At 40.6% G+C, this 19,499-nt stretch carries 16 protein-coding genes; 8 read left to right on the top strand and 8 right to left on the bottom strand.

What is annotated here, in order from left to right; all coding sequences use genetic code 11:
• Window positions 1–78 precede the first annotated feature (78 nt).
• The 8 genes from RSX31_RS04780 to menC all read left to right on the top strand — a co-directional run bounded on the left by RSX31_RS04780 (window position 79) and on the right by menC (window position 8,912).
• Window positions 79–1,641 (top strand): fatty acid--CoA ligase, encoded by a 1,563-nt coding sequence (locus tag RSX31_RS04780; protein WP_148993923.1) that lies wholly within the window; start codon window positions 79–81, stop codon window positions 1,639–1,641.
• A 119-nt stretch (window positions 1,642–1,760) separates the two neighbouring features.
• A complete protein-coding gene (locus RSX31_RS04775) occupies window positions 1,761–2,201 on the top strand; it encodes a cell wall hydrolase (protein ID WP_315633612.1) in 441 nt (146 codons plus the stop codon).
• Window positions 2,202–2,483: 282 nt separating this feature from the next.
• On the top strand, window positions 2,484–3,350 hold the full coding sequence (locus RSX31_RS04770) for a peptidoglycan-binding domain-containing protein (RefSeq protein ID WP_315633610.1): 867 nt from the start codon (window positions 2,484–2,486) through the stop codon (window positions 3,348–3,350).
• Between the two features lie 231 nt (window positions 3,351–3,581).
• On the top strand, window positions 3,582–4,439 hold the full coding sequence (locus tag RSX31_RS04765) for a MurR/RpiR family transcriptional regulator (RefSeq protein WP_315633609.1): 858 nt from the start codon (window positions 3,582–3,584) through the stop codon (window positions 4,437–4,439).
• 20 nt (window positions 4,440–4,459) lie between these two features.
• Window positions 4,460–5,839 (top strand): YjiH family protein, encoded by a 1,380-nt coding sequence (locus RSX31_RS04760; RefSeq protein WP_315633608.1) that lies wholly within the window; start codon window positions 4,460–4,462, stop codon window positions 5,837–5,839.
• A gap of 17 nt (window positions 5,840–5,856) precedes the next feature.
• Window positions 5,857–6,978 (top strand): amidohydrolase, encoded by a 1,122-nt coding sequence (locus tag RSX31_RS04755; protein ID WP_315633607.1) that lies wholly within the window; start codon window positions 5,857–5,859, stop codon window positions 6,976–6,978.
• Between the two features lie 13 nt (window positions 6,979–6,991).
• A complete protein-coding gene (locus RSX31_RS04750) occupies window positions 6,992–7,813 on the top strand; it encodes a GNAT family N-acetyltransferase (protein WP_315633605.1) in 822 nt (273 codons plus the stop codon).
• Window positions 7,803–8,912 (top strand): o-succinylbenzoate synthase, encoded by a 1,110-nt coding sequence (gene menC, locus RSX31_RS04745; protein ID WP_315633603.1) that lies wholly within the window; start codon window positions 7,803–7,805, stop codon window positions 8,910–8,912. The genes RSX31_RS04750 and menC overlap by 11 nt, the downstream gene beginning before the upstream one ends.
• A gap of 232 nt (window positions 8,913–9,144) precedes the next feature.
• Here the strand turns inward: menC and RSX31_RS04740 are convergent, their stop codons facing one another.
• The 8 genes from RSX31_RS04740 to RSX31_RS04705 form a co-directional block, all read right to left on the bottom strand.
• Window positions 9,145–9,282, bottom strand: coding sequence for a hypothetical protein (locus RSX31_RS04740; protein WP_187443505.1), 138 nt, complete (start codon window positions 9,280–9,282; stop codon window positions 9,145–9,147).
• 447 nt (window positions 9,283–9,729) lie between these two features.
• On the bottom strand, window positions 9,730–10,212 hold the full coding sequence (locus RSX31_RS04735; protein ID WP_397548075.1) for a ribonuclease H-like YkuK family protein: 483 nt from the start codon (window positions 10,210–10,212) through the stop codon (window positions 9,730–9,732).
• 957 nt (window positions 10,213–11,169) lie between these two features.
• Complete coding sequence (locus tag RSX31_RS04730) at window positions 11,170–11,628, bottom strand: staygreen family protein (RefSeq protein WP_148993916.1); 459 nt, start codon at window positions 11,626–11,628, stop codon at window positions 11,170–11,172.
• A 65-nt stretch (window positions 11,629–11,693) separates the two neighbouring features.
• Window positions 11,694–12,461: a hypothetical protein gene (locus RSX31_RS04725; protein ID WP_148993915.1), complete on the bottom strand. Its 768-nt coding sequence runs from the start codon at window positions 12,459–12,461 to the stop codon at window positions 11,694–11,696.
• A gap of 149 nt (window positions 12,462–12,610) precedes the next feature.
• Entirely contained in the window at window positions 12,611–14,038 is a 1,428-nt protein-coding gene (locus RSX31_RS04720) for an alanine/glycine:cation symporter family protein (protein WP_148993914.1), read from the bottom strand.
• A gap of 263 nt (window positions 14,039–14,301) precedes the next feature.
• Window positions 14,302–16,740 (bottom strand): DNA topoisomerase IV subunit A, encoded by a 2,439-nt coding sequence (parC, locus tag RSX31_RS04715; protein WP_315633598.1) that lies wholly within the window; start codon window positions 16,738–16,740, stop codon window positions 14,302–14,304.
• A gap of 3 nt (window positions 16,741–16,743) precedes the next feature.
• A complete protein-coding gene (gene parE / locus RSX31_RS04710) occupies window positions 16,744–18,714 on the bottom strand; it encodes a DNA topoisomerase IV subunit B (RefSeq protein WP_315633596.1) in 1,971 nt (656 codons plus the stop codon).
• Between the two features lie 297 nt (window positions 18,715–19,011).
• The gene (locus tag RSX31_RS04705) at window positions 19,012–19,419 is read right to left on the bottom strand and encodes a CoA-binding protein (RefSeq protein WP_315633594.1); all 408 of its coding nucleotides are present in this window, start codon (window positions 19,417–19,419) and stop codon (window positions 19,012–19,014) included.
• Window positions 19,420–19,499: the final 80 nt, after the last annotated feature.

The raw sequence follows: 19,499 nt of genomic DNA, 5'->3' as shown, positions 1-19,499 counted from the left end.
GGACAACAATCTCGAACATAATTGATTAGGGAATATTGCTGAAATTGGTATAAATAACTTCATTAAAGGGGGAGAAATATGTACGCAACAACAGGATCCATTTTTGATCAAACGGTAGAAAAATTTCGGAACAAGGAGGCGATTGTAGAAGAGAAAACAGGTACCCGATTAACATTTGCACAGTGGCAGGATGAAGTTCATCGTGTAGCCAATGCGTTGCTAAAGGCTGGTGTGAAAAAAGGAGATCGGGTTTCGACGTATTTATATAATACGCTGGAGTTAGCATCTGTGTACTTTGCTTGTGGAAAGATTGGTGCGGTGATTAACCCAATTAATTTCCGGTTAAAGGCTCAAGAAATACACTACATTTTAGAAGATGCCGAACCAAAGGTAGTGATTTTTGAAGAAGCTCTCACCATTCCAATTGAGCAGATTTCACAAGTCTTTCCACAGACCCTTTTTTGGTATGTTGGAGAAGATGCCCCTACCTTTTCTCAAAGTTATAAAGGTGTTGTGAATTCATGTTCTAATGACTTAATAGACATCCTGGTAGAAGAAACAGACGCATATGCGATCATGTATACGAGCGGGACTACCGGGAGGCCAAAGGGTGTGCTTCACAGGCATAGAGATATGGCTGAGCAAAGCTTGATTTGTACATCTGTAATAGGACTGACACCAAATGATATAGGACTTGTTACAGCACCTATGTTTCATTGTGCCGAGCTTCATTGCTGCTTTCTTCCGCGCGTTCAAGCGGGAGCGAAAAATATTATCGTTCATCAGTTTCAACCGCAAACCGTATTGGAAGTGATTGAGCGGGAAAAGGTCAGTTCTTTTTTTGCCGCGCCAACAATGTGGAACATGCTTCTGCAACACGGGGTGGATGATTATGATACTTCTTCTTTACGGATCGGTCTATACGGAGCAGCCCCGATGGCACCAGTCCTTGTGAGGGCTCTCCATGAGAAAATGAAGATTGACTTGATACAAGCCTATGGTCAGACTGAGATGGGTCCGGCGGTTACCTTCCTCCTTCAGGATGAGCAGTTAACCAAGACAGGCTCGGCAGGAAGGGCTGCCTATAATCATGAAATACGTGTAGTCAAACCGAATGAAAACGGTCCTTCTGAACCGGATGATCTTTGTAAGCCTGGTGAAGTCGGGGAAATCATTGTTCGCGGTTCCTGTACAATGCTTGAATATTTCAATCGCAAAGAAGCAACGGAAAGAGCATTGTATAAAGGCTGGTATCACTCCAGTGATTTAGGTTATATGGATGAGGATGGGTATCTATACGTCGCTGATCGGGTGGATGATATGGTGATATCAGGGGGAGAAAATGTGTATCCCCGTGAGGTAGAGGATGCACTGCACGCCCATGACGATATTGTAGATGTAGCCGTCCTTGGTCAGCCTCATGAAAAATGGGGAGAACAGGTGATTGCCGTTGTTGTGTCCAAAAATCCTGCATTGTCTTCGCAAGATCTCGATCTCTTTTTGAAAAATGGAGATTTGTTGGCTGATTATAAACGTCCCCGTGAATATATATTCGTAGAAGAACTTCCTCGGAATGCAAGTGGTAAGATTCAAAAGTTTTTACTAAGAGATAATATTTTTCGGAAAGAAAATTCGCGATAAAACGAAGGTCCTTTCGCAGGACCTTCTTTACATTTTCTGATAATGGCGATTAGGCACTGAGTATAGGACAGTCCGACTGCCCATATATTGATATGAGGAATATGGGGAAGGGTGATATAATGCCGTTAATAAAGCATAACGAAGAAGAGGTTAAACTTCTTGCCAGGTTAATGAGAGCAGAAGCTGAGGGTGAAGGAAATCAAGGGATGATGATGGTCGGGAATGTAGGTGTAAATCGGGTATTAGGTGATTGTTTGGATTTTAAGAATATCAGAAGCATTAAACAAATGGTCTATCAAAGCCCTGGAGGGTTCGAAGCTACGCAAAAAGGATACTTTTATCAAAGGGCAAAAAGTAACGAACTCGACATGGCTAGAAAAGTAATCAATGGTCGACGGATACATCCAGCAAGTTTTAGCATGTGGTTTTTCAAGCCCGCGGGGAATTGTCCAAGTAAATGGTATAATCAAGCAAATTCGGGCCGATTCAAAAGTCATTGCTTTTATCAGCCTACCCGTACGGATTGTCCAACTGTCTTTCAGTCCGGTTTGCAAGGATAAGAATGATCAAAATATATTATGTGGAAAGTATCGGACAAAAAAACATTTGAATTTTTCAAGTGTTTTTTTGTTTTTTTCTCTGTTCACATCTTTTTTTAAGAATGGGTGATGGGGAATTTACCTTAAATTTCATATATGCAAGTATTTATTTTTTTCAAAAATACATAAACGTCAGGTAGAAATAATTTGAAAAAATGTTCGCAATTCGAGTCATGAGACGAGATGTTTTGGGGATAGTAAGATTTGTAACTATAACTTTCAACATAAGGATGGTGTACTGAAATGAAAAAGTTTTTAACCAAAAAATCTTACGAAGAAAAAAGCAGCCTGGGGGATAAAATCATTAAGGGGTTCGGCACTTTTGTTCTAGCTCTTATATTGCTCCTTTCCATGTCTTCAGTCAGTAATGCTGTTGGTAAAGATGCAAAAGGACCCGATGTTTATGTCATTCAGGGAATGCTTAAGTCCATAGGGAGCTACGCAGGTAAAATTCATGGTAAGTATGATGGCACCACTGTTCAGGGAGTGAAGTATTTTCAGAAAAAACATGGACTCCCAGTTACAGGTGCAGTGGATAATAAAACGTTTGAATCAATTACCTATACTTACTCAAAACTGAAGTTCCCATCACCATCAGGTGGTAAAAACGAAGGTCAAGGAGCAGGCGAAGGCCAAGGAGCAGGCGAAGGCCAAGGAGCAGGCGAAGGCCAAGGAGCAGGTGAAGGTCAAGGAGCAGGTGAAGGTCAAGGAGCAGGCGAAGGCCAAGGAGCAGGTGAAGGTCAAGGAGCAGGCGAAGGCCAAGGAGCAGGTGAAGGTCAAGGTGCAGGCGAAGGCCAAGGAGCAGGTGAAGGCCAAGGAGCAGGTGAAGGCCAAGGAGCAGGTGAAGGCCAAGGAGCAGGTGAAGGTCAAGGAGCAGGTGAAGGTCAAGAAAAAGAAGAAGACATGGGAGAAGAACAAAAACCTGAAAAAGAAGGTCCAGTAAAAATCGAAGAACCAAGTAAAGAACCAGCAAAGGAACCAGCAAAGGAACCAAGTAAAGAACCAGCAAAGGAACCAAGTAAAGAACCAGCAAAGGAACCAGTGAAAGAACCAACAAAGGAACCTATCAAGAAACCAAAACAATATAAAGGATCTCAAGAAAGTAACTAAGTTTAAAAACAAGAGATCATTCAATAGTTTTCCATAAAATGGCGTCTGATATTTTATATCGGGCGCCATTTTCAGGTTGTGAAGTCTTTTTAAAAGGAAGCATTTCGCTTCGACTGCATTCTTTCTACTTGGAAATATCAGAATTATAAAATTTCTCATTGAATATGAAGTATATAATACACTATACTAAAAAAAAGAAGGATTTCCTTCAATGAATAGAGAGGAGAAGTCATGGTTCAAAAATCGATTGCACGAATCATTAAAGAAAACTATACTTCCTTATCTGCCGGACAAAAAAAAGTGGCTGAGTTGATTCTTCAACATCAAGGTGAAGCAGCGATACTCACGGCTTTTCAGATGGGGAGGAAAGTTGGTGTAAGTGAAACAACTGTGATCCGATTAGGCTATGCGTTAGGCTTTAAAGGATATTCTGAAATGCAGGAAGTGGTGCGAAGGGATTGGTTAGAGAAGAAGAAGGTTAATGGAAATGAATCAATTCCTTCATCCTCTACAGATGGTGGTGAGGAGAGTGTATTCAGTAAGGTCATTGAGAAAGAAAAATCCGTCCTGGAGCAGCTAATGAGTCAATTAGACGTGAAAGAAATTTGGAAAACCATTGATCGCTTAATACAATCAGAGCGAGTTTATATTGGTGGATTTGGGAGTTCTTATGGAGCGGCGTATTGGATGTATTATACGTTAAAACAATACAGGGCAAATGTATTCCTCTCTAGTCCAGCAGGATTTTCACCTGAAGATATATGTGATTTGGATCAACGTTCCACTGTGGTTATGTTTTCGTTTCCCCGTTTCCGCACAGAATCCATTGAGCTTGTGGAGGAGGCAAAAAAACGAGGTTCTTATGTCATTGCGATCACCAATAGACAATTATCACCAATCGGACAGATTTCTGACCTTACACTCACAACCGAAGAAGGGATGAATTCAGGACATCATTCAATTGCATCTGTCGTTAGTTTAGTTGAAATCATTTTAATAGGTCTTCAACATCGAGATCAAGACAATATAAGTATTCGGCAAAGGAAGCTAGAGCAATTATATACAAATCAGGGGTTATTTATTGAATAAAACAGAGGGGTGGAGAGTGTATGAACGGGGTCTCACAAACGAATGAAAAAATAGAAGCGAAAGCATTTACTACCAGTGACATATGGAAATTCCTGGTCCCATCATTGATTGGAATCCTATTATTTATTGTACCGATTACAACAGAAACTGGCATAACGATTCCCGTCGCTTATTTAGCCGGACAAATTAATGTGCATTTAGGTGAAGTTATCCCTGCTATGACAGTAATGATTATGGCGCTCTCTGTCATAGGGTCACTCATAGCGATAACGATCAAACCAGCCCTTATTACAAAAAGTCGATATTTGAGCACTCTTTTAATCATTAGTCCGTTTTGGCTTGTTGCACGTGTCCTTGGAACAGTGTTTGCCGTGATGACGATTTATCAATTAGGACCAGGGATGGTTTTCTCAGAAAATACGGGTGGACTCTTAATCTATGATCTGATTCCTATTCTATTTTCTACTTTTCTACTGGCTGGTTTACTCCTTCCGCTCCTTCTTAACTTCGGATTATTAGAGTTCTTTGGTGCCTTATTGCTGAAAGTGATGAGACCAGTTTTCACTTTACCGGGCCGTTCTTCACTCGACTGCCTGGCGTCATGGGTAGGAGACGGCACAATAGGTGTTCTTCTGACGACTAAGCAATATGAAGAAGGGTATTACACCAAACGGGAAGCGGCTGTGATTGCCACTACTTTCTCGGTTGTTTCCATTACGTTTACGATTGTGGTCATTTCTTACTTGAACTTAGAGCAATATTTCCTTCACTATTACGCAACGATTATCTTTGCCGGCCTTGTAGCTGCATTAATCATGCCACGGATACCACCATTATCAAGAAAACCGAATACTGGTTATGAAAGAACTGAGTTAAAGAACGAAACAGGGATTCCATCTGATTTCTCCGTTGTTAAATGGGGCTTTCACCAAGCTGTATCGAAGGCTAAAAAAAATAATGGACCTGTTTCTGTCGTGAAAGAAGGCGTTCAGAACGTATTGGATATGTGGCTTGGTGTCTTACCGATCGTTATGGCGATAGGCACAGTAGCATTAGTGATAGCAGAGTATACACCTTTTTTCACCTATCTTGGGAAACCTTTCGAACCAATCCTTACCATCATGCAAGTTCCTGAAGCAAGTGAAGCGGCCCAGACCATGGTCGTCGGATTCGCCGATATGTTCCTTCCTGCTGTTATCGGTAGTGGAATTGAAAGTGAACTTACCCGTTTTGTCATTGCATGTGTATCTGTTACACAATTAATCTATATGTCTGAAATGGGTGGATTGCTTCTCGGTTCGAAGCTGCCTGTCAGTATCGTAGATTTGATTTTGATCTTTCTAATCCGGACATGTATTACTCTACCAATTGTCGTAGTGATTGCACATATGATTTTTTGATAGGAGGAAGAAACACAATGAAATTTGTAGATGAACATCATGATGAGATTCTAAAAACCTATCAGGAGCTGCATCAGCTGGCTGAACCGAGCTGGATGGAAGAAAAGACATCCAGCTATTTAAAAACTAAACTTTCAGAGGCTGGTTTTTCTGTTAAAACATACGAAGGGCATTACGGATTTATTGCAGAATTAAAGGGTGAGCAGTCAGAGGTAATTGCTCTTCGTGCCGATATGGATGCATTGCTTCAAGAAGTGGATGGGGTGGTTAAACCGAATCATTCTTGTGGTCATGATGCCCATAGTACAATGGTTTTGTATACAGCTCTTGCTCTTGCGGAAAAAAAACTGAATCATACGGTTCGCTTTATCTTTCAACCCGCTGAAGAAAAGGCAGCAGGGGCTCTGAAAATGATAGAAGAGAACGTTCTCTATAATGTTAAGTTTCTTGGAGGGATTCATCTTCGACCTGAAATGGAGGTCCCTTATGGAATAGCTGCTCCCGTCATCGTTCATAGCTCTACTGCTACGCTTAAGGGAACGATTAAAGGAATACCTGCACATGCAGCAAGGCCGGAACACGGGAATAACCCCCTGGAGGCAGCCTCTTTATTAATTCAAGCGGTCAAACGGATCAGGTTGAATGTCAACAATCATTATTCCATTAAGATCACGGAGCTGCACGGAGGTGAATCATCCAACTCCATTCCGGAAAATGCACATTTCACCTTCGATTTAAGAGCTGAATCGAATGACACCATGACAGCATTATTGGAAAAGGCAGAACAGGTGATTTCAGGTATACAACAAGAGACGGATACCGGCATCACCTATCAAGTGGAAGAATATCTACCAGCGGCTGTAAGGGATCCACGGGCAATCGAGCTGGCTCGTGAAGCCATTCGTTCGGTTCTTGGAGAGGACAATGTGGCATCGGCATGTATCTCTCCTGGTGCAGAAGACTTTCATTTTTATTCGCTCAATCATCCTGGTTTATCTTCTACTATGATTGGGCTTGGATGTGGTCTCTCACCAGGATTGCATCATCCTTCAATGGAATTTAATCAAGAATCTCTGGTTTATGGAACAAAGATATTAATAGAGATGTTATTAGTAGCGGATCGGCACGACTGGATATGAGGAGGTAGAGATCGTGAAACATGAAGAACAATCATCATTGAAGATCCGGATGCTACACAATGTAGAGGATTTAGAGGATGTCAGAAAATTGGAGTCACTTGTGTGGAGTTTTGAAGATTCTATACCGGTTAATCAGAGTGTAGCTGTGGTGAAGAACGGCGGGTTTATTCTTGGAGCCTATTATCAGGAGAAGCTTATCGGCTTTCAATATAGTTTTCCCGGTTTTGATGGGAAAAAGGTGTATCTTGTATCCCATAGTTTAGGGATACATCCCGATTTCAGGAGATTTGGGATTGGAGAAAAGTTGAAACGAGCACAAAAAAATACAGCCGGTGAGATGGGATATGATGTCATCACCTGGACGTATGATCCGTTGGAAACTGTGAACGGTAACCTGAACTTACATAAACTAGGTGCTGTTGTGCGTACGTATATCCCCAATATATATGGAGAAATGTCCGATCAATTAAATGCAGGAATAGCGACGGACCGGTTTCTTGTAGAATGGTGGATAAGTCAATCGAAGAGTAATAGTGTGACAGGGAATGACCTTCATTCTGCTATTGATTTAAAAGAATGTGAACATGGGTGGCTTGTAGATAAGGTGGATTTAACCATAAGCCAAAATCACATTTCCGTTTCGGTTCCGGGCCATTTCCAGGAGATCAAAAGGGAAAATCTTTCACTTGCTATCGATTGGCGGAAAAAAACAAGAGATGTCTTTTCTCATTACTTAAATCATGGCTGGATTGTGACAGACCTAGTCAAAGATAATGAACAACCCGGACAATATCTATACCTCATGGAGAAAGGTGATCATGATAATGGAAATTAAACGAATCATTCTTAGACAGATCAAGATGGATTTATTGCATCCTTTTACGACGAGTGTAGGGACGGAAACGGATAAAACGATTATTCTCGTTGAAGTGAAATCAGCTTCAGGGATATCAGGATGGGGGGAGTCGGTCGCGATCACACAGCCGATCTATAACGAAGAAACGGTGGAAACCAACTGGCATATGATGAGCGACCACTTGATCCCTCTTCTTAAGGAGGAAGCGGTCCAACATCCTGATGAGGTGACCGGCAAATTTAAGAAAATCAGAGGCAATAATAATGCAAAAGCGGCCATTGAAGCTGCAGTTTGGGACCTATATGCAAAGGAAAACAACCTCCCGTTAGCAAAAGCACTAGGGGGGACCAAAGACAGAATCGAAGTAGGAGTAAGTGTAGGCATTCAGCAATCCGAGACACTTATGTTAAAACAAATTGAAGATTATTTAAAAGAAGGCTATAAGCGGATCAAGGTGAAAATTCAACCAGGATGGGATACCGGGATCATCAGATCGATTCGACAGGAATTTCCTGAAATTCCACTCATGGCCGATGCAAACTGCGCTTATTCTCTAAATGACATCGAAACCCTCAAAGCTCTGGATGAATTCGATTTAATGATGATTGAACAACCTTTGGATCATGATGATATCATTGATCATGCAAAGTTGCAGTCTCAACTTAAAACGCCAATCTGTTTAGATGAGAGTATTCACAGTTTTGAGGATGCGAGAAAAGCAATTGAACTCGGAAGCTGTAAGATTATTAATTTGAAAATCGGACGTGTCGGAGGTCTCACGGAATCAAAGAAAATCCATGATTTATGTGTGGAGCACAATATACCTATGTGGTGTGGGGGGATGCTTGAATCAGGGATAGGAAGGGCTCACAACATTGCCATCACGTCATTGGGGAATTTCACCCTGCCTGTCGATACGGCACCATCTTCTCATTACTGGAAGCGGGATATCATTCAACCTGAGGTGGAAATGAAAGATGGATATATAGTTGTACCTGAAGCGCCAGGTATTGGATACGAGCCGGACTTGGAGCAGATCGAAGCGTTGACAATGTATAGTAAAGTTTTTCACTTTTAATGAATTTAGTCGATTTTCAAAACAGATACCATGAATCGAACACTTGTTCTTTTTAGTGGAATTAAGCAAGTTGGTGCGAAAATGCCCGTAAACCAGAGAAAAACAAAGATTTAAAAAGCGTTAACTTAAAAATATATTTAATTATACGAAAAAAATTGAGCACGGGGACCCCCGTGCTCATAGAGAGTATATAACCTCTTTATCAGATAAAACTATCAGTGGTATAGGTTTTTTACTTAGAAATTGCGTTTGCATTTAGGACAATGACATTTATGTTGATGATCCTTCTTATGGCATCCACAAGGGTGTCCATGCTTTTTACATCCGCAATCACGATGATGGTGATCTTTTTTATGACATTTACAGTCATGTTTGTCCTTAATTTTAAAACATTTCACTTCTTGTTCTTCGAATTCTCTTCTTCTTGGCATGTCGCAAACGTCATAGTCATCATCGCATGAACAGTGGATGAACATTAAGTTGTCCCAAAAACGACAACAAGGAAAATCATCTCTTCTGTTTCTATCACACTGATTGAAAAATGGGAACCACATAATAAATCCCCCTATCTTCTATAAAATTGTCAAGGTAGACCCCGACTTACTTTATACTATGCAACTTTGTCCACTGTGCTTGGGCAGAAGTCCTAATTTCTATGTGTTTTGATCAGATAAGGAGGGAGCAGATGTTCATTTGTTTGAGAATGAGAAGAAATAGCCAGTAAGAATGATGGATGTATACTAAACATCAATACAGACTGGAACATTACCAGTTTTTTGGTATTTTTAATTTAGAGAACAATGTAGTAGTAAGTCTTTTATTTTGTGTAACGGTTGGCATAACTGGAAGCGACGAAGGCATCAGGTTTAATTTTCGGTTCGACGCCCATTGCTTCCATCCTGGCAACCATTTCCTTAACAAACTTGCTTGTTTTATTCTGTTTTCCAGCCCCAATATCAATATGTCCCTCGATTGAAAATGTAGCTCCTTCATAAAGATATGGAAGGATTATATCAATTAACTGATTTTTTCTTTCCTCAGTAAAGAACGAAACAATTTCCTCGGATAAAGACAATTCATAGGAAATCCGCTCATGCAATTGCAGCATTCTCCTAGGGATTAACACTTTTCTTATGCATGCCCACACGCCATTTCCTTCATTTAATATCACAATCCCTGTTATGAAGGTGGTATGGGATTGATGAACTTGAGAATCAGTCCCTACCATTAATCGATAGTTACCATTTGGCTCCAATCTCATGAACTTTACAATATGTTCAAAGACCTTGTCAAATGACATCCCAATTTCCTGTAGATTTTGAAATGAGAAGTAATCATCATTACAGTTTTTCATCTTGTCAAATCACAGCTTTCTTAACCAATTTGTGAATGAAGAGATTAGATCTTATCCATATCCTATGATAAGAAATTATTATCGTGAGAGGAAAAAGATGCAGGTGAATTTGTTTTTGTCCTGAGGTATTTTCCGTTTCAAAAATATCTAGGGAATTAAGTTGAAATGGTCAAACGCCTTTATAATCTACAAATCAAATGGGATGATATTGGGATAATTGATTTAAGGAATGATAAAGAATTTAACTAAATCGATGTGAAGAATCTGTGTCGCACGGCATCGGAAGTGGAGGGGGGATAAAGTTATCGATTCCTCAACGATCGTTTCTAGTTTTTAGTTTACATAATATTTATTATAGGAACATAAGTGAAATAACCGATTTAAGTCTCATATCACAAGTATACTGTTAATATTGAGACAAAAGATAAAAATGAGACACTGTACATCAACAATTAAATTTGGTTAATCCTTTTCATTTATTTTGGTTTATTATCAGTTCCTAAATTCATTCTGCTCATGATACATTCAATCTGGTCATGCATCTTAATTATTGTATCAGGATATCAAATGATTTTTTAAGGATTTTCTTTTTATTATCTGATAATTTAACTAGTTGATTTCAATACTGTTTTGTTTTTTCTTCTTAATGTATTATTTCATTTGTTAGCTGCGTTCACGTTCATACTTATTTGTTAGTTTACATAATATCATCCTGGTCAGTCGATTTCTTTGCGATTATTTTCTACTTTATTAAACATTTCACTCTGGCTTACTTAACCCCTATCTAATCATACACCCACTTGTTCCATCTAAGCCGCCCTCTTTATACATACTTGTAGTGAGGCTGCACAAAAATAAGCATAAAGAGTTCACATTGAATCTGAACCTCTTTATGCTTGAGCGCTATTTCAATAAATATTGTCTTGGTGTCCCGAAATAAAGCGTTTGCTGAAATTCCGGGAATACAGATTCAAAGCAGACGATGATGGGTGCATCCAACAGCCATGGATAGTACGTGTAGAAGCCCTTATCACCGTTTACCATTGCTGTTAAAGCCAATGGGAGTTCCTTTTTGAAAATCATGAATCGTACGTTGGATAGCTGTTGGTCATATTCTCCCCCACTCACATACACGGTTCCCGCAAGAGTGTATTGACCAAGGTCTCTTCTCCATTCTCCTAATACTTCGTCCCTCATGGATGGATTGATCTTCTCTAAATCAAAGTGACAACCAACGCTTAAAAATAATTCACCCGTCGTATCAGAATGGGTCAATGTATACTTACGGTTATCAATGGGATTGAATATTGAAGCTGGAGGTAAATACGTGACAGTTAGCTTTTCAGGCTTGAATTCACTCATGTGTAAGCCTCCTTTACAAAAATGGGCTTACAACAGATTATGATAAAAGCCTAGAAATGGTTCAGCTATTTATTTGCTTTCCACTTTATCTTCATCAAGTTCCATTGATCATTTTCATAATACCAATAAGATGTGGCCGTTCCGATGCCATCTGCCTTATAAGCACCGCTTATTTGCTGATATCCTTTTAATCCCTTACCAGGTTTGCCGGTGATTTTAGTCGGCTCAAAAAATGCATACGGTAAAACCATTAATTCCATAGGTTCATTTAAGGTTCCGTTTGTGTATATCCCTAATCGATCATAGTCTTCTTTTCGGTCACGTAAATCGACTGTGTAGGATTGATTTGTATCTACAAAGGTAATGGAAGCTTTGTAATCATCTTCAAATTGAGCCTGGATGGTTAGCGGCTCAGGTAATCCGATGTCGACCAGCTTATTATCTGCTAACGTATGGAGGGCTACATTATAGAGGCCACCGCTTCCCCCTGTAGCGGATGAGTACAGCATATCCTTTATTCCATCATGATTTAAATCAACGAATTGGATCTTCGGCTCATAACCACCTTCATAATCAATTCGAATCTTACTTCCTTCAGACGTTTTAATATCCGCCCAAATTTGTTTCAGAAATAGGGCATCAGGAGAAAACGGAATCGCCTTAAGCGTAATCGTATCCTTTTTACCATCGCCGGTTACATCTTTTGTATACTCATTGACAGTCATTTCATTTACAGGCTGTTTTTCCATTGGTTCACTGGAGAAGTTTCCTGCAATGGCATGGAGGGACATAACAAAGAAAGCACCGAAAGCAAATAGTAATTCTTTTCTCATGGTTCTCTCTCCTCTTTAGAAAATTATTCACTTTTATTTTCACCAAAGAAGGAAAATCTATGTAATGATTATCGTTTCTTTTTTGCATTTTTCTTAGTATAAAACAAGTAAAAAAAGACCAACCCATCATAAAGGTTGGTCCATTCATATTATTTTTGTTCTGTTGTTGTTTCAGGTTTTGCTTCCCAGCTTTCAATTCCTTTTAACCCCTTAATAGAGTTGGAGTAGAAAACAGGATCTTTCCCTTGTCTCTTTTGTTCTCGGTAATCTTTTAGTGCAGATATCGCGATTTTAGCTAATAACGTGATGGCGATTAAGTTGATGATCGCCATGAGACCCATAAATAAATCTGCCAGGCTCCAAACAATATCCAGTTTGACAACCGCTCCGAAAATCACCATGCCAAGAACGGCCATTCGGTAGATGAATAGAGTAACCGGGCTGTATTTAATAAACTCAATATTGGTTTCCCCGTAGTAATAGTTTCCGATAATCGAACTGAAGGCGAACAAGAATATAGCGACAGCGACAAATGTATCTGCCCATTCCCCTACATGGAAACTTAAGGCTGCCTGCGTCAGCTGGATGCCATCGATCCCTGTGGTGTATTGGTCAGACAGGATGATCATGAAGGCTGTTGCTGTACAGATAAGCAGGGTATCAGTGAACACCCCAAGTGTTTGTATTAGTCCTTGTTTAACGGGATGAGTGACACCAGCAGATGCGGCTGCGTTCGGCGCACTACCCATACCGGCTTCATTCGAGAATAAACCGCGTTTGATTCCCATCATGATGGCTGCCCCTACTCCGCCACTTGCTACTTCACGAATACCAAATGCATTTTCAAAAATGATCACAAACATATTTGGCAGCATGGTGATATTGGTGACTAGAATAAAGAATGCCAGAATCAAATATAGAACCGCCATGACCGGAACGACAATTTGAGTTACACTGGCAATTCTCTTTACCCCTCCGAAAATAACAAGAGCTGTTAACACGGCAAGAATGATACCAACAGTCAAACGATCAAATGAATACGCTTCTTCCATTGCAAGAGAAATCGTATTGGATTGTACCGAATTGAACACAAGGCCGAAACAGAATGTAATGATAATGGCAAACAGGATTCCCATCCAACGGGCATTCAATCCCTTTTCCATATAGTAAGCGGGACCACCTCGGTAGCCGTCTTTTCCGTCTTTCACTTTATAGATTTGTGCAAGTGTACTCTCTACGAAGCTTGTTGCCCCACCCAAAAGGGCAATCAGCCACATCCAGAATACGGCTCCTGGTCCACCGCCTGCAATCGCTGTAGCAACACCGGCAAGGTTTCCTGTACCGACACGGGATGCGGTACTGATGGTGAAAGCCTGGAAGGAAGAGATCCCCCGTTTTCCTTCTGCTGAGATCGTTGTTTTATCTGTCAATAATCTTCCCATTTCTCTTAAGTAACGGAATTGTGCGAAATTTGTTCGTAATGAGAAGTATAAACCGAGACCGATAAGCGCCACAATCAGTATGTATGACCACATATAGTCATTTAAGGTGCCTATTATACTTGTAAATAACTCCATAATTGTTCCCCCTAGATGTTTGTGTTTATGACAAATAATGTATGATCCTATGTATGTTTACCCATTCAGACACTTTTATAATCTATCAAAAAACAGATGTCTATTCAACTGATAAATTCATATTGTTGAAATAATATTAATTGTTGTACAATTTTTCTCTGGTATTGTACAACAATTTCGAATGAATATACATTATATATTCATTTGATAGCATACGGATATTAAAAAACGACCAGAAAAAGTTCTGGTCGTTTTAATGGATATTATTCTTTTGTTTCGGGTAGCAGTGATTCCGCCCACGTTTCACAAACAGATCCGCTATCTCCTTCATCAATCACAAATGATCCATTTGAATAACGGTCATTTGGTCTAAGATCTGAAAGGAGCACCTCTTCTGTCCTTCCCTTTTTCGTGATCAGAACTACCTTATCTGTATCCTTAACTACTTCTATTCTTACTACACGATGTGGGTTTGATTTCAATTCCCGCAGCATGATGACTCCACGTTTGGCACGGGATGTCTTTTCAAATTCGGCTAATTTCATTTTCTTTACAGCCCCTCGCTGGGTTGCCAAGAAAATGTAATTCTTCACTGGGTCTTTAATGACCTTACCTGACACAACATAATCGTCATCTTTAAGGTTAATCCCTTTTACACCAGCTGCCCGTGGTCCGACGATGTTCACATCTTCCTCGGAAAACCAAAGACCATAGCTTAAGTGTGTAGCGATGAATATATCATAGGAACCATCTGTTAAGTGTACATCGACCAGCACATCGTCTCCTTTTAAATTAATTCCTACTAGAGGACGGGAGTAGCGCTGTGCTTTGTATTGGGGAAGCTCAGATCTTTTGATCATTCCATTCTTCGTTACAAATAATAGATATTGGGATGGATCAAATTCTCTAATCGGTATCGCTTTTAGAACCTGTTCATCGCGATCTATCGGTACGATGTTTCCAACATGTTGACCAAGGTCTTTCCAGCGAATATCCGGGAGCTCGTGTACAGGGCAATAGATGTAATTCCCTTTGTTTGTGAACACTAAAAGTACATCAGTCGTGTTCATCTCATACTGACCAAGGAGTCTGTCTGTTTCTTTCATGGCGAGATCTTGCCCGTTTGAAGCAGAATAGGAACGTAGACTAGTTCGTTTCATGTAACCATCACGGGTAACGGTAACCATGACATCCTCACTTGCGATCAGTACTTCAAGGTTGATTTTAATTTCTTCAATCTCATCCTCAATTTTAGTGCGGCGAGCATCAGAGAACTGTTTTTTGATGCCTTTTAATTCTTTTTTGATTACACTGTAAAGTTTGTTTTCACTTTCCAGGATAGCCGTTAACTCAGCGATCGTTCTCGCTAATTCTTCAGCTTCTGCCTGCAGTGCAGTGATGTCTGTATTCGTTAAGCGGTATAACTGTAGGCTGACGATCGCTTCTGACTGTGCTTCAGTAAATTGAAATTGCTGAATTAAATTATCCTTCGCATCCCGTTTATCTTTCGAAGCACGGATCGTTCCTATAACTTGATCTAATATTGACAGAGCTTTCATTAAGCCTTCGACAATATGCTGTCGATCCTTCGCTTTATTTAGATCATGTCTGGTACGATTTGTCACTACTTCTTTTTGATGTTGAATATAAGCATCCAATAGTTCACGCAGTCCCATTAGTTTAGGACGACGGTTATGTATCGCAACCATATTAAAGTTATAGGCGATTTGAAGATCACTGTTTTTATAGAGGTAGTTTAAGACGCCAGTAGCATCTGCATCTTTCTTTAACTCAATGACAATGCGCATCCCATCGCGGTCTGTTTCATCACGAACTTCTGCAATTCCTTCCACTTTGCGATCTACACGGAATTCATCCATTTTCTTGACGAGATTCGCTTTGTTTACCTCATAAGGAATTTCCGTAATGACGATCTGTTGTTTACTTCCGCGGATGTTTTCAATATCAGCTTTTCCACGAACAACCACTTTTCCTTTTCCGGTTTCGTAGGCCTTTTTGATGCCGTCTACCCCTTGAATGATGCCCCCTGTTGGAAAATCAGGTCCTTTTAAGACCGTCATTAAATCATCCACCGTGCTTTGCGGCTTTTCCATACGCATGATTGTCGCATCAATGACTTCATCAAGGTGATGAGGTGGAATGTCAGTTGCATATCCTGCAGAGATACCAGTAGAACCGTTAACTAAAAGGTTCGGAAAACGTGAAGGCAAAACAGTTGGTTCACTGGATGTATCATCAAAATTTGGTACAAAGTCCACGGTTTTTTTATCGATATCACGTAAGAGCTCCATGGAGATAGCAGAAAGTCGAGCCTCTGTATAACGCATGGCAGCAGGCGGATCTCCGTCGATGCTTCCGTTATTTCCGTGCATCTCGACTAAGTATTTACGCACTTTCCACGATTGACTCATACGCACCATGGCGTCATACACAGATGTATCACCATGTGGATGGTAGTTACCAATAACATTACCAACGGTTTTCGCTGATTTTCGGAATCCTTTTTCCTGGGTGTTTCCATCCACGTACATAGCGTAAAGGATACGTCTTTGTACGGGCTTTAACCCGTCACGGGCATCAGGTAATGCACGCTCTTGGATAATGTATTTACTATAACGTCCAAATCGGTCGCCAAGTACCTCCTCCAGAGGTAAGTCTTGATATCTTTCTACAGTTGTCATGTATTACCCCTCCTCTGCGACCGTAATGTTTTCATTTTCAAGAATACTTCCATCTTCTTCTAATCCAAATGCTACATTGCTTTCAATCCATTTACGGCGCGGCTCTACTTTATCTCCCATAAGAGTCGTCACCCGACGTTCAGCCCGTGCAGCATCATCAATGCGGACACGGATCAATGCACGTGTTTCAGGATCCATAGTCGTTTCCCACAGCTGATCGGCGTTCATTTCTCCAAGACCTTTATAGCGCTGGATCATATACCCTTTACCAACTTTAGAGATGGCTCCTTGAAGCTCTTCATCCGTCCATGCGTATTCAAGCTTTTGTTTCTTTCCTGTACCTTTACTTACTTTGTAGAGAGGAGGAAGTGCAATATAAACTTTCCCCGCTTCTAATAATGGTTTCATGTAGCGATAGAAGAAGGTCAGCAAAAGAACCTGGATATGGGCCCCATCTGTATCGGCATCGGTCATGATGACAATTTTGTCGTAATTGATGTCGCCGACGTTGAATTCCGGACCGACTCCACCACCGATCGCATGTATGATTGTATTGATTTCTTCATTTTTGAAGATATCCTGAAGCTTGGCTTTTTCAGTATTGATGACTTTCCCCCGAAGTGGAAGGATCGCTTGGAATTTACGGTCACGACCTTGTTTCGCTGAACCTCCCGCAGAATCACCCTCCACAAGATAGAGTTCGTTACGGGCTGGATTTCTCGATTGAGCAGGTGTTAATTTACCAGATAGAACGGTTTCAGATCGCTTTCGTTTCTTTCCGTTACGCGCATCTTCCCTTGCCTTACGTGCTGCTTCCCGGGCTTGGGCGGCTTTTATGGATTTTTTAATAAGAAGGGAACTTGTATCGGGATTTTCTTCTAAGAAATATAGAAGGTGCTCCGAAACAACCGCATCCACGGCTGAACGTGCTTCACTCGTACCGAGCTTTCCTTTCGTCTGCCCTTCAAATTGAAGGAGATGTTCCGGTATACGCACAGAAACGATACTGGCAAGGCCTTCACGAATGTCGGTCCCTTCAAGATTTTTGTCCCGATCTTTTAAAATCCCAACTTTTCGTGCGTACTCATTAAAGACACGGGTCATGGCGGTCTTTGCTCCGGCTTCGTGGGTACCTCCGTCTTTAGTACGAACATTGTTCACGAATGACAGAATGTTTTCAGAGAACCCGTCATTAAATTGAAAGGCGAACTCCACTTCGATGGTATGATTTTCTCCTTCAAAGAAAGCTACGTTATGAAGCACATCTTTTTCTTCGTTTAAGTATTGAACAAAGGCCTGGATCCCGCTCTCAAAGTGAAAGACTTCCTTCTGATCATGACGCTCATCAATGATTTCAATTTTTAATCCTTTAAGAAGGAATGCAGATTCCCTTAGACGCTCACATAGCGTTTCATAATTATAGGTGGTATTACTGAAGATCTCCGGGTCAGGTTTGAAATGGATACAGGTTCCGGATTTTTTTGTTTTTCCGATTTTCTCAAGAGTGGTTTCCGGTTTTCCACCTTTTGTGAAACGCTGTTCATACTTCATTCCATCTCTTTCAATCGTCACAACAAGCCATTCAGATAGGGCGTTTACGACTGAGGCACCTACACCATGCAAGCCGCCACTGGTCTTGTACCCGCCTTGACCGAATTTCCCTCCTGCGTGCAACACAGTCAAGATGACTTCAGGTGTGGGCTTGCCAAGCTTATGCATTCCAGTAGGCATCCCGCGTCCTTTATCCTGCACAGAGATGCTATTATCCTTATGTATCGTTACAATAATCTCATTTCCGAAGCCTGCTAATGCTTCATCCACCGAATTATCGACAATTTCGTATACTAAATGATGCAATCCTCTTGAATCTGTAGAGCCTATATACATTCCAGGTCTCTTACGTACGGCTTCTAAACCTTCTAATACTTGAATGGCATCATCATTGTAATCCATGGTCTTATTCTGGTTGGCCACGAACATTCCCCTTTCAAAACTTCTCTATCCGTAAATAGTGCTTGTACGGTAGTATTGGTTATGTATATGTTAACTATAACACAAGAACGTTTGTTCGTTTACCTGTTTTGATCATTTCTGAGGTAAACCACTATTGCTTATTGTAGCGTTTTATTTGATTTTCGCAAATGTAATTTCCTAGAACAGCTTTGATATTGGACTGTTTTCTACTGTATGAACCGGTTTTTTTAGTGGTGAAAGAAGAAAAGTCGACCCGAAAAAAAACAAGCGGTAAGAGCCGCTTGTTACGAGTGAGAGTTATTTGGTTAAAGCATGTTCAACCTTAATACAGCGATCCATAATGACTGTATACCCACGTTCTTTCAAAAAGCGATAAGCCTCTTCATTCATTACACCCTGTTGCGCCCAAAACACGTTAGAGTCGATTTCATCAAATTCTATCGCGATCTCTGGTAAAAATTCTGAGCGGCGAAATACATTGACAATGTCAATCGGTCCTTCAATCTCCTTCAGAGAAGATACCGCTTTAACACCCAATGCGGAATCAATGGTTGGATTTACAGGGATAATCTCATAGCCTTGATCCTGCATCGCTTTTGAGACCATATAAGATGTACGTGCAGGATTGTCACTTAATCCGATCACCGCAATGCGTTTTGATTGTTTAAGGATGTTTCCAATTTCCTGTCGGGATGGGTTTTCCATAGATGCTTACAACTCCTTCATCGTTCCTTATCCATTCATTCTTGACTGTTTCTTAAGACCTATTCTTCTTTTATATCATA

Origin of the sequence: Rossellomorea yichunensis (assembly GCF_032337515.1) — a bacterium.
Taxonomy (GTDB): domain Bacteria; phylum Bacillota; class Bacilli; order Bacillales; family Bacillaceae_B; genus Rossellomorea; species Rossellomorea yichunensis.
The sequence above is the reverse complement of the archived record's forward strand: the minus strand, read 5'-3'. Positions and strand labels throughout refer to the sequence as shown.